This is a genomic window from Cupriavidus sp. HY129 (genome assembly GCF_059492215.1).
Genome location: NZ_CP083255.1, coordinates 2,525,489 through 2,537,915 on the forward strand (window position 1 = coordinate 2,525,489; position 12,427 = coordinate 2,537,915).

Annotated in this window: 10 protein-coding genes; 4 read left to right on the forward strand and 6 right to left on the reverse strand. The window is 58.1% G+C overall.

Annotation, left to right across the window (positions count from 1 at the left end; translation table 11 throughout):
• Positions 1 to 31 precede the first annotated feature (31 nt).
• The 4 genes from K6G35_RS27660 to K6G35_RS27675 all read left to right on the forward strand — a co-directional run bounded on the left by K6G35_RS27660 (position 32) and on the right by K6G35_RS27675 (position 5,910).
• Complete coding sequence (locus K6G35_RS27660; protein WP_495676689.1) at positions 32 to 790, forward strand: fimbrial biogenesis chaperone; 759 nt, start codon at positions 32 to 34, stop codon at positions 788 to 790.
• Positions 791 to 908: 118 nt separating this feature from the next.
• A complete protein-coding gene (locus K6G35_RS27665; protein ID WP_234819013.1) occupies positions 909 to 3,581 on the forward strand; it encodes a fimbria/pilus outer membrane usher protein in 2,673 nt (890 codons plus the stop codon).
• A gap of 6 nt (positions 3,582 to 3,587) precedes the next feature.
• The gene (locus K6G35_RS27670) at positions 3,588 to 5,015 is read left to right on the forward strand and encodes a fimbrial protein (protein WP_186425629.1); all 1,428 of its coding nucleotides are present in this window, start codon (positions 3,588 to 3,590) and stop codon (positions 5,013 to 5,015) included.
• 64 nt (positions 5,016 to 5,079) lie between these two features.
• A complete protein-coding gene (locus K6G35_RS27675) occupies positions 5,080 to 5,910 on the forward strand; it encodes a fimbrial biogenesis chaperone (RefSeq protein WP_495676690.1) in 831 nt (276 codons plus the stop codon).
• A 335-nt stretch (positions 5,911 to 6,245) separates the two neighbouring features.
• Here the strand turns inward: K6G35_RS27675 and K6G35_RS27680 are convergent, their stop codons facing one another.
• The 6 genes from K6G35_RS27680 to K6G35_RS27705 form a co-directional block, all read right to left on the reverse strand.
• Positions 6,246 to 7,145 (reverse strand): LysR family transcriptional regulator, encoded by a 900-nt coding sequence (locus tag K6G35_RS27680; RefSeq protein ID WP_035883380.1) that lies wholly within the window; start codon positions 7,143 to 7,145, stop codon positions 6,246 to 6,248.
• 54 nt (positions 7,146 to 7,199) lie between these two features.
• Positions 7,200 to 7,982: an enoyl-CoA hydratase gene (locus K6G35_RS27685; RefSeq protein WP_052018200.1), complete on the reverse strand. Its 783-nt coding sequence runs from the start codon at positions 7,980 to 7,982 to the stop codon at positions 7,200 to 7,202.
• Between the two features lie 17 nt (positions 7,983 to 7,999).
• Entirely contained in the window at positions 8,000 to 9,154 is a 1,155-nt protein-coding gene (locus tag K6G35_RS27690) for a CaiB/BaiF CoA transferase family protein (RefSeq protein ID WP_008652442.1), read from the reverse strand.
• The gene (locus tag K6G35_RS27695) at positions 9,151 to 10,104 is read right to left on the reverse strand and encodes a Bug family tripartite tricarboxylate transporter substrate binding protein (RefSeq protein WP_495676691.1); all 954 of its coding nucleotides are present in this window, start codon (positions 10,102 to 10,104) and stop codon (positions 9,151 to 9,153) included. Before K6G35_RS27695 ends, K6G35_RS27690 begins: the two co-directional genes overlap by 4 nt.
• Before the next feature lie 141 nt (positions 10,105 to 10,245).
• On the reverse strand, positions 10,246 to 11,202 hold the full coding sequence (locus K6G35_RS27700; protein WP_495676692.1) for an acyl-CoA dehydrogenase family protein: 957 nt from the start codon (positions 11,200 to 11,202) through the stop codon (positions 10,246 to 10,248).
• Between the two features lie 10 nt (positions 11,203 to 11,212).
• Complete coding sequence (locus K6G35_RS27705) at positions 11,213 to 12,424, reverse strand: acyl-CoA dehydrogenase family protein (RefSeq protein WP_495676693.1); 1,212 nt, start codon at positions 12,422 to 12,424, stop codon at positions 11,213 to 11,215.
• Between the last annotated feature and the right edge of the window lie 3 nt (positions 12,425 to 12,427).

Genomic DNA, 12,427 nt, shown 5'->3' on the forward strand with positions numbered 1-12,427 from the left:
CTTCGGGCGGAGAAAACTGAGAGTTGTTGAAATGGCCTCGCGTTACCCCATGCCTGTTCTAGGCGCCGTACTGAGCATCGTGCTCGCGCTACAAGCAGGTTCCGCCATTGGCAGCGTAACCATGACTGGCACCCGCGTGATCTACGACGGACGGTCGCCCGGAGAAAGTCTGCAGTTCACCAATCAAGGAAGCAGCCCCAGCGTGATGCAAGTATGGGTTGACTCTGGAAACGAGCAATCCACTCCAAAGACCGCTGACGCACCTTTTATTGTCACTCCGCCGGTATTCCGTATTGAACCCACTGCAGGCCAGACAATTCGCCTGTTATATGTGGGCAAGGATTTTCCTAAAGACCGCGAATCTGTCTTTTATCTTAACACCTTGGAAATTCCTTCCTTAAATTCTTCGTATGCAAACCAGAATCAAATGCTGGTAATGCTACGCAACAGAATCAAGATACTTTACCGACCGTCTGGTATCGAAGGAAGCCCTCAGAAAGCGATCGAAAAGCTCAGCTTTCAGATAGTTCGGCAAGGTGCCAATGTAAGCATCATTGCAAAGAATGCATCGAGCTACCACATATCGCTCGCGAACGGAAATTTGATTTGCGGTGGAGACGTTGCGACATTCTCCCCTGCCATGATCTCGCCCCAATCCGACATGGAGTGGAGCGTGAAGGGACGCTGTCCTGCGGGCGAATCGCCCATCCATACGAAAGTGCAATATGTCGATGACTACGGCGCAGTTCGTGAATCGGAGCTTCCGGTAACAGTTCAAGGCGCGCACTGAAATGACTAACGGGAGAACCCGTGGCTTTCGTAGTTCCGTGATTTGGAGGCATAACAGAACTGTTCTGCTTTCCGTGATACTGAGTACGCTAGTCATTACCGCATCAACGCTTCAGGCTATGGCGGCTCCAATCAACGTTGACAAGCAGGCGTCTGGCGGCGCTACGCTAGCCTACAGCTTCGACAGCAAACTGCTTCTTGGTTCATCGCTCGGTGTGGCCAACATCGAACGATTCAACAAGGCAAGTGCGGTAGAGCCTGGTATTTATCCGGTCGACATCTACGTCAATGGTGCTTTCGCGGCACGCAAGCCCGTCGATTTCCGAGCCATGGAAGGTGATGTTGTTGGCCCTTGTTTGAACGACGAGTTCCTGACCTCCAGCGGCATACTCCTTGATGAAGGTAGTGCAACTGGCAGCACGTCGACTCGGTCGCTAGCCCCGACGGGGAAGCGGGCCGCGCCCGCTCCGGAAACTCTGGCACCCGTTCCTCACGCCGAGAATTGTGTCCCGCTTGAGCGCCGCGTGCCGGGGGCATCTACTGCGTTTGACCTGTCCCGCTTGCGCCTGGATATCGGCGTCCCCCAAGCACAGATGAAGCAAGTGCCACGCGGTTTCGTCGACTCGGCCAATCTGAATGCCGGGCAGACGATGGGATATGTCAACTACGACACCAACTATTACACCTCGTCAGCCTACGGCGCTCGGTCAAACTCCGCTTACGCAGGCATCAATGCGGGTCTGAACGTTGGACTCTGGCGTCTTCGCCAACAATCGACCTACACGTATACAAGTGGGCTTGGGGAAAGTCGTTCTCATTGGAACAATATCCGCACTTATGCGGAGCGGCCGCTAGTTTCGCTGCGCAGCAATCTTGTCGTTGGGCAGAGCTTCACCGGGGGCAATCTCCTGAGCGCGGTGGGATACACCGGCGTGCACATCGAAAGCGACGACCGCATGTTGTCGGATTCAATGCGAGGGTATGCGCCTGTGGTCAATGGGGTGGCAAATACGAACGCCCGCGTCGTAATCAGCCAGAACGGTCAAACGATCTATCAGACCACGGTGGCACCGGGTCCGTTTTCCATCAAAGATCTCAATCCGACAAGCTACCAAGGGAACCTGACCGTACAGGTTCTTGAAGCCAACGGAGAGGTCACCACGTTCATTGTGCCGTTCTCGGCGGTACCGAACTCGCTTCGCCCAGGCCTGTCGCACTACAGTCTGACGCTTGGCCAGGTACGACAGATAGCCGACTCGAACGCCAAATTTGCCGATGTTACTTATGAACGCGGTTTGACGAATGTACTGACGGCAAACGGCGGTGCGCGAATTTCACCTGACTATCAGTCAGTGCTTGGCGGAGTCGTGTTTGGCACGAAAGTCGGAGCATTCGGTGTGAACACAGCGTGGTCGAGAGCGCAGGAACCGCAGGGCGGTAACGTGAACGGCTGGCGTAGTTCTGTCAACTACAGTCATACGATCCAGCAAACAATGACGACGTTCACGTTGGCAGGCTATCGCTATTCAACAAATGGTTATCGAGATTTTATCGATGCGATCAGCTCTCGTGCAGCTTTGCAGAACGGAGCCAATTGGATCTCCAGCACCTATCGTCAGCGGGACCAATTTACCGTCAATGCCAATCAGAATCTCAACGGACTCGGCTCGTTGTCTTTATCCGCTTCGACCAGTAGCTATTACAGTTCAAGGTCACGGGATACGCAATTCCAGCTCAGCTACAACAACCATTATCGGCGCATCAGCTACAACTTATCGGTAATCCGTCAGCAAACGGGCATGCTCTACGGTGGGAATGCTCCTGGCATGATTGGCGGCGCCCCGCTACCAAGTTCGCCGCCCAGGTTGACCAATGCCGTGATGTTTACGGTTTCCATACCCCTCGATCTGGGAGCTCGCTCCGCTTCAGTATCTGGCAGCGTGGCGCACAGCACGGATCAAGGCGTGTCGTATCAGACATCCGTAAGCGGCGTCGCCGATACGGCACAGACGCTTAGCTATGGATTCTCTGTTGCCGGGCAGACGCAAAACGAATCGCGCAACTTCAGTGGCAACCTGCAGAAGAACCTGTCGGCGGTAACAGTCGGTGCAAACTACTCGCAGGGCAACAACTATTGGCAGGCTGGTGCGAACGCACGCGGCGCTGCGGTTGTGCACGAAGGCGGTGTCACGCTCGGGAGATATCTCAGCGATACCTTCGGACTCATCGAGGCAAAAGGTGCGGAAGGTGCGGCAGTGCGTAATGCTCCAGGGACATTCGTGAACCGGTTCGGCTTCGCAATCGTGCCTTCGCTAACGCCCTATCGCTACAACGATGTGGCGCTCGATTCCAAGGGCATCAATCCAAACGCAGAACTAACTGGTAGCCAGGTCAGGGTCGCGCCATATGCCGGATCTTCTGTCCTGCTCAAGTTCTCGACGCTCACTGGTCATGCGGTGCTGATAACCGCTACGGGTACAGATGGAGAACTATTGCCGTTTGGTGCCACCGTTCTCGACAGTTCTGGCACGACGATTGGCGTCGTTGGCCAAGGCAATCAGGTCTATGCGCGTGTGCCAAACGACCAAGGCACGCTGACCGTCAAATGGGGGGAAGGCAAGGAGGATCTGTGCGTCATCGGCTATGACCTCAAGACAGCGGATGCGAAGGAAGTCATACAGCGTTTTGAGGGGAAATGCCGTTCAGCTCATACGGACAAGACTGCTGCACGAGCTCAAGAGCACATGTCAATGGCAAATACACCTGCCGGAGCCGGCAGAAATTCGGAATAACCACCCATGATCCGCCGCTTGCAGATATTCATTCTTCGTTTAGGGAAAGAGCGTCTCATTCCTTCACTTGCTGCGCTACTCTTTATTGTTGGCATAGCAGGACCGATGTTGGCGTTAGCACAGTCGACATCCAAAGGATGCTGGGCGATCACGACAACGACAACGAGTCCAAACTCCTACCTCTATACCGATCCCGGTACTGTTGCGAGGAATTGGAATGGCGCAGTCGATACGGCAGGGCAAGGCGCGTATCCCATGACCGTCTCGGTCAACATACCCGCTTTGGTACCAGATGGCACGCTGCTCGGAAGCGGCGTTTCGTCAATCAATAACCTCGGGGGAAGTGGCGTGGGAAGCTATAGCCCTGAGCAGGTATTGTTCCGATGTTCTCCGGATGCAGATGGAACCTTGTACGAGTACTATGCGACAAACGGCGATTCCTCTTACGCGGGAGCCACTGACGTAAGTGCACAATCTGGTATCCCGGGAACCTACAGGTCGTACTATACGGGGGTCGTGTCGCGGATAACAAATATTACTACGGGTGATTATCTCAGCCGGGCGTGGAAAGCCCGTCCCCTAACCGGGCTGGACCGTGATAGTCAGGGATGGATTCTCGTCAAAGCAAAGAATTTCAGCCAATACAGGCTGGAGATGTTTCAGTGTACGGTTTGCCAGTCTGGCGCTACGAATGGTACAGGTACCTGGGCGCAACCTCAGCCACAAGGATATGTCGCATTCGTCGGGGGAGCCACTGGGACGGTTATCAAAGGCAACCTTGCTGTAGGCGCCGACTCCGCATCCAACTTTTCAGGCTGGCCTAGCACATGGCCAGGCGCAATCAATGCGTACCAGACGGTCATAGTTAGAAGGGCTGCAACCTGCGCGGTAACCAACGCGACGCCTTTAGTACGTTTTCCAATAATATCTGTCCGGGAACTGAATCAGGGAAACACAAGACAACTGCCGGTGACTATACAAATGCAGTGCCAGAGCTCAACACCTTCCGGACTGTCTGCGTTCATAAGTGGAACTGCCGCGAATCAGACCGCTCTTGGTGTACTCGTCCAGCCCGCCAATGCGCAAAGCGCCATCGCAGCAGGCCTGACAACCGCGGGAAGTGGCGTCACTTATCTACTCTCCGATGGCTATGGTACCGATCCGAGCGTTGCGACCGGTGTGGGCGTAACACTGTCCAGGCCAAACGGCACGCCATTGAACTTCCTGACAAATCAGTACGTTACGACAGGAGGTGCGATCGACGGATGGGACCCCGTGCTAAACGACGCAACGGCGAACGGGCCTGCAAGTGGCGGAATGACTTCGTATACACGCGTCTTCAATGCAACCCTCAAAGCGTTCGCACCCGGCGTTACACCGGTGACCGCCGGCCGATTCAATGCGACCGCCCAAGTGGTCGTTCGAGTCCAGTGACTATGTTACGCATATCCAGACTCGACGATTAATAAGTATTCCTATCTTGCAAGGTGTATCAGCAATGTCCCCGATAGGGCGCGAAAAACCGGAGTTCCGCGGAATCCGAATCAATAAAATCTGGAGTGATTGGCGCCTTCTCTCCGGTTTCCGCGCACCTGGACTGGTAATTATCCTCAGCGCGATGCTTATGCAGACATGGAGCCCGCAAGCAGCTGCTGGCGTGACACCGGAAATCTCCCGGGTTGTTTACGCGGCGGATGCTGTTGAACAGTCTCTGCAGGTATTTAATGTCAATGATTATCCGGTTCTTGTTCAGGCCTGGGTCGACGACGGCAGAATAGACGCGCTGCCACAAGAGTCGACCGCACCGATAATCGTAATTCCACCAATATTCCGCCTCGGCCGCGGCGATCAGACAAGTCTCCGACTAATAAACTCCGGTGCCGCGCTTCCGCAAGATCGCGAGTCATTATTCTGGCTCAATATCTATGAGATACCGTCGACGCCCAATAGCGTTATTGCGGAGCGCCAGCTGGTGACTGTAACGATGCGGACGCAGATCAAAGTTTTCGTTCGACCTCGCAAACTTCCTTTTCCATCAGACGAACTCCCGAAGCGCCTCGCGTTTTCCTTGACAAAAATGCCTGATGAGTTCCTTTTGGAGATCAGAAATCCCACGCCATACTATGCAACCATCTCGGCGCTTAAAGTCGATACTGGATCTGCCTCACAAGTGGCACCCGTGGAAATGATCGCGCCTTTCTCCAATACCATCGTCCATCTCAGCCCGCAAAAAGACAGCGTCAGCAATGACGCAAGGATCCACTTCTCGCTAGTCAATGATGATGGGAATTCAGTTGGCGGGGAGCGTACAGTTCATATTGGGAATTAAAGCGTTGATTTTTGCCTTCCATGCGGCTTCACGCCCCTACGTTAAATCATGTATTGACAGGCGGACCCAGCAAGGCAAGGGCAGCAGACGCACCTCTGGAATCCATGAGACTGTTCGAGATCGGCATGCAAAGCCCGGGGCGGGGCCGCAGACAGTACAAGTAGTACGGCAAGGCCCCGCAACGACGCCAGAATCTTTTTGAAACGGCTTCCAAGCGCGACACCTCGTACAACGGCCCGAACTACCACTATCGCCACGCGATGTGCGAGTTGATTGTTCGATGCTGAGCGTTGCCCTCGGACACGACAGGATCGAGACGCGGCCTTCTGACGCAACTAGGCTCGTGCGGCGGCCAGTCGCTTCCTGACGCTGTCAAGCAGACATTCTGCTGGCGTCGAAAGCCGCGCATTCCAGCGTGTAATGAGTGAGATGGGGTGTTCGACTCCCTCGCAGGGCAATGCCTTCGCTACCAGGCCCAGTTCCGATACGAACTCCCGAACGTAGCCGGGCAACACCGTAACCCCGAGCCGCGCCTTCGCAAAGCTGATGGCCGACAGAACCGTCCCGACCTCGACGGATGTCGAGTACGTCAGGTGTCTCGACGCAAAAACGCGATCGATGGTCCGCCGCGTGCTGAACGTTGAATGCAAGGAGATCTGCGGATAGTCCGCAAGCAACTCCCAGCTAACCTTGCGCTTGCGTGCCAGTTCGTGGTCGCCGGCACAGATCACGAACATGGATTCGTTGTACAGGTGCTCGATCGAGAGCTTGGGATGGGCTTCTTCCATCGAAACCAGTCCGAAGTCGGCCTTTCCATTGACCACGTACTCGATCGTCTCGTCCGTCGACAACTCATGCATGCCGATCCGGATCGCCGGATGGGCTTCGTGGAACGCCGAAACCGCCCCACGCAACAATCCCACGCACATCATTGGCGACGATGCGACGCTGACTTCGCCAGCTTCCAGGTTCAGCAGGCTCTGCATACTGCGCTCGGCGGCATCCATGGTCCCGAGCACTTCACATACATGGCCATACAGCTGGTGCGCCAACTGGGTTGGTGTCACCTTGCGCGTCGACCGTTCGAAGAGCCGCTGCCCGACCTTGGCCTCCATCTCCTGGCACACCTTGCTCACCGCCGACTGCGTCATGTGAATGGCCTGGGAAGCTCCGCTGAAACTGCGGAGTTCGTACACGACGCGGAATACTCGGAACTCCCTGAGTGTGAAGTTCATGGCGCTGGCAATTGGACGGAGCGCTCGATGGTACATGACCGCTCGCCGCGCCCGTCAGCTTTTCTTCTTGCGCTCAAGAAACCGCGCCATGTACGCATCCGGTTCTGACCCAGCGTAGACGTCGCCAAACACGGCAATGCTGTGCTTCAGCCCCCGCTCGATCGCAGGATCTTCCCACGCGCGCAGCAGCAACTTCTGCGCGCGCACAGCTTCCGGCCCGCACTCCAGTATTTCGGATACCGTATGCGCAACTGCGGCATCCAGCGCGTCGTTGGCAACGACCTCGTGAACAAATCCCCAGGCGTGGGCGCGCGCAGCATTGATCGAGGACCCGGTCAGCAACATCCAGCGCGTGTTCCCCTCACCGATCAGGCGAGAAAGGATGTTTGCATGAATGACCGACGGGATGCCGATCCTGACTTCCGGCATGGCGAAATTGGCATGCTCGTCAGCGATGCGGATATCGCAAGCGGCGGCAAACTCCATGCCGCCCCCCATGCACCAGCCCGACAAACGGGCGATCGTCGGCACCGGGAAATCGCGGACTGCCTCGCACAGATCGTGCAACCGCGTGATGAACGCCACCGCCGTCTCCGGCTGGAGCCTGGCCAGCTCCTTGATGTTCGCGCCACCAACAAATGCCTTCTCCCCCGTCCCGCGCAACACCAGTACCCGGACGTCAGGGCGACGAGCTAGCCGACGCAGCGTTTGCGTGAATTCGACGATCGTGTCCGAGTCCAGAATATTCAGACTGGTGCCATTGGCGATGCGCAGCGTCGCCACGCCCTGCTCCGATACATCGAGCGCCAGATGTTTGATCTCTTCCGTGTTCACCATTTTCACCGTTTCCTGATTCATTCTTCCAGTTCCCCTGCCTGCTGACCAAGCTTCGGCGCCGGCGTTGCAAGATCATTTTGCGCGGCTGGCGAGCGAAAGCGTGCAACGATACGCCGCTGACCACCATCGCCGAAGTCGCGCTGATCAAAGAAGCCAACCGAGCGAAGCTGCGCATCTTCCAGCAGGTCTTCCACGCGATTGACACGCGCGCACGGAATATCCGCGGCTTCCAGCAGCGCCACCCACGCGTCGGTGGTGCGCGTCAGCATGACCTGCGCGAGGTGGCCATAGATGACGTCGTAGTTCTCGGCCCGCGCGGGCGCAGTTTGAAACCGGCTGTCGCGCTCGAACGTCGCGAGATCATCAATCGCCTCGAAGAACGACTTCCAGTGCTTGTCGTTGTAGACAACCGCTGCGATGTAGCCATCGCGCGTTCGATATGGCTTCCTGTGCGGTGTCAGCAGGCGGCTGTATCCCATTGCGCCAGTCGAAGGTTCGAACGACGCTCCGCCGAGGTGATCCGCAAGAACGAACGCCGCCATCGTCTCGAACATCGATACGCGAACCGTATCACCGCGCCCCGTGCTCTTGCGCGCGAACAGTGCCGCAATGGTGGCGTGCGCGGCCGTCAGGCCGGTCACCCTGTCTGCAATCAGCGTCGGCACATACTGAGGCGCGCCGCCCGTCTGGCGTGCAAACAATTCGGCCAGCCCCGTCTGCGCCTGAATGACGTCGTCATACGCCGCACGTCCGTGCAGCGGCCCACCCTCTGCATACCCGGTCAGTTCAACATAGATGATCGACGGATTCAGGCCGCGCACGGCCGCTTCATCGAGCCCTAACCTGCGCATGGCTTGCGGCCGCACGTTGTGCACCAGCACGTCAAAGCCCGGTAGCATCTCTCTGAGCGTTCGGACATCATCCTCTCGCTTGAGATCCAGGACGACCGACGATTTTCCCTGGTTCGCATGAAGGAACATGCTTCCCATGCCAGGCGCACGCTTGTTGCCGGCATGGCGCATCACGTCACCATCAGGCGGCTCGATCTTCACGACCGTCGCCCCATAGTCGGCCAGAATCTGCGTGCAGACGGGACCCATGATGACCGACGTCAGATCCAGCACACGGACGCCCGCAAGCGGCCCCGTCGTATCCGGTGCGCGATGCGTCATTGCTGCTCCACACCCGCCTTGGTGGCCCTGGACGTCCAGATGCCACGCTGAGCGACAGTGAATGCCGCGAAGTCACGCGTGCTGGCCGGCGCCGCAACCATGCCGAGCTTCGCAAGCTTCTCCACGACGGGGGGACGTGCCACGGCATCGTTCACGGCCTTGTTCCATTTCTCCACGACGGCCGCCGGCGTGCCAGCCGGCGCGGCCAGCCCCACCCATACGACCAGGTCGAAGTTCTTGTATCCAGCCTCCGCCATCGTCGGCACGTTGGGAAGCTCGGGCAAACGCCTGGGACTCGTGATGGCCAGGCCATCGAGCTTGCCACCATGAAGGAAACTCATGACGACCGATGTATCCGCCACCATGTAGTCGATCTGCCCACCGAGCAGATCGGTCACCGCAGGAGGCTGACTCTTGTAGGGAATGGCGTCGGATGGCACGTTCGCCATCTGCGAGAACGTGGCGGCCGCGATCTGCGCCGAGCCGCTGCCGTAGCCATAACGCAGATGGTTCTTCTGCGCGTACAGGGCCATGTCCTTTGCCGTCTTGTATGGCGCATCCGGACGCGTGACCAGCACCATGGGGATCGTAGCGATGCGGGAGATATGAACAAAGTCCTTGATCGGGTCGTAGCCGGGACGTTTGAACAACGCTTCGATGCCGGAATGCGTGGAACTGCTTGTCAACAACAGCGTGTAGCCATCCGCCGGCGACTTCGCCACATAGTTCGAGCCGATGATGCCGTTGGCGCCCGGCCGATTGTCGACGACGATCGTGCCAATCGACGAACGCACCTCCTCGGCAACAATGCGCGCCGCCGTATCGGAAGCACTGCCGGCCGTGAAAGGAACAACCAGCTTGATCGGCTTGTTCGGATAATCGTCACCGTGGGCAAACGCGTGTGGTGCAACGATGACGGCAGCCACCAAGGCGGCAATACGTGTCTTCATGAGTGTCTCCTCTGTCTGATGACCGCCATGTTGTTCCGATCCATTCATGCAAACAAGCGAATTGTCTTCATAGATTTATCATCGAATGGAATATGTTGGCAACAGATCCTGCATCGAAGCTGCTGCCAGGGCCCTGCTGGATCAGGCCCACGCCAGATCCAGCAGGGCCGCCAGAACCCGGGTTCGCGTGCCCATGTGGTAGACGCGCTTGAGAAACAGATGCGCGTCATGCTCCCAGGCAAACCCCATGCCGCCATGGACCTGCACCGACAGCTTGGTGGCCTGCGCGGCCGCTGCCGCCACCAGCCGATTCGCCGTGCCCGCGAGACTCGGCCCCTTCTCAGATTCACTCAATAGCGCGCGAACGGCATAGCGACCGTTATCAAGCGCAACCCACGCATTTGCCAGCGGATGCTTGATCGCCTGATACTGGCCAATCAGCCTGCCAAACTGGCGCCGCTCCTTGGCATATCCAATCGCCATATCCAACGAGGCGGCGGCTGCACCGATCATCTGAGCCAGTTCTACCGCCAGATACCGTCGGAGAATCGTCGCCATGTCCGCCTCGGCAAGCGTCAGCGTCGTCTCGGCAAGCGCACCGCGCTCAGGTAACACTCCCAGTCGCCCACATGCATCCATGCCTTCCATCTCCTGCACGTCGCATCCTGCGTACCGCCGGATCCCCCACGTCCTCCGGTCTGCCCCCAGATAGAGCTGGTAGTAGCAGGCGTCCTGGCCGTGATAGTCGACGAATCGCCCGGCGCCGGCCCCTTCATCCACACGACCGACGCCGGGATGGGTTTCGGGCGGAAGGATCACACCAGCATCGACAAGCGCGGGCATGTCATCGCAGAGTGGCTTCAGCACGTAGGCGGAAAATGCGAGCGGCTGCGTCAGAAGCGCACGGCCCATCAACTCACCGATTGCGAGGACCTGCGATTCCGCCTGCGACTCGAATTGGCACAGATCCAGCCACCCACCTTCATCCAGCAGCGACCAGAGCAGATAGCGCCTGGCGGCGTCGTGCGTACAGGCGGTTCTCGCATAGGCGATCGGATGTTGCTCGCGGATCAGTCGATCAAACGATGCCACCAGCATTTCGTCGGCTTCAGTCTGCATTGGCAATTTTGTCCTTTGGTAGGCCCAAGACTCGTTCTGCGATGATGTTCCGCTGGATCTCGGATGTACCAGCAACGATCGTCTCCGCTCTCGACCACAGGAACTCGCGAACGATCGAAGCATCCTCGGCATAGTCGCCATCCGCCCCGGGGCCGATCGCCGCACGTTCTCCCAACAGGTCAAGTTGAAGCTCGATGACCATCTGCCGTGTTTCACTCCAGAGCAGCTTCAGGATCGCCCCATCAATCCCGGGGGTGTTGCCTGCTGCGACCCGGCTTACCACCCTCTCCACACGCCAGCGAATCACCTGACAGCGATCCCGTGCATCCAGCAAACGGGAGCCGTAGGTCGCTGCGTCGCTGCCTTCCGCCGACACGCGCGCCAGCAGTGATTCAGCCCGGCCAAGCTCATGCTCCAGTTGCACGACGCGGGGAAGGAAATAGATGCCGCGCTCGAACTCCGCAGCGGCCATGGCAACTCGCCACCCATCTCCAACCTGCCCGACGATGTTCTCGTCGGGTACCGTCACATTCTCGAAGAAAACCTCGTTGTAGTCGGCCTCGCCCGTTAGCTGGCGGATTGGACAAACACGAACGCCTGGCGACTGCATATCGACGAGCATGAAGCTGAGCCCTCGATGTCCCTGGCTTTCCGGGTCCGTGCGAACCAGCGCAAAGCACCATCGCGCAAGATGCGCCTGGGTGGTCCAGATCTTGTGCCCGTTCAGGGTCCACCCGGCCTCGCCCTTGACAGCCCGCGACTTCACCGATGCGAGATCGGACCCCGATCCCGGCTCGGAGTAACCCTGACACCAGATTTCCGTGCCAAGACGAATGCCAGGGAGAAAACGTGCCTTCTGCGCCGCTGTGCCGAACTGAAGCAGGGTCGGCGCCAGAATCGAGTGCGCGATGCTGTTGCTCGGCTGAGGAGCCCCCTTGGTAGCGCAAAGCTCGTGGAAAGCGATCAGGTCGGCTATGGGCAATGCGCGCCCGCCGTACTCCTCAGGCCAGGTCAAGGCAATCAGATTGGCGTCACAGAGGAGCGCGTTCCAGCGCAACCGGCACGCCTGGCTCGGATTCATGTGCGATGGGAACTCCTCGCGCAAGGCTGCCAGGCCCCCCTCCAGCCAGGCCCTGGCCTCCACAACGATCTCCGGCGCTTCGCTGGTGTCCGACACGGTGTTCATCTCGATGTTCGGCATGGG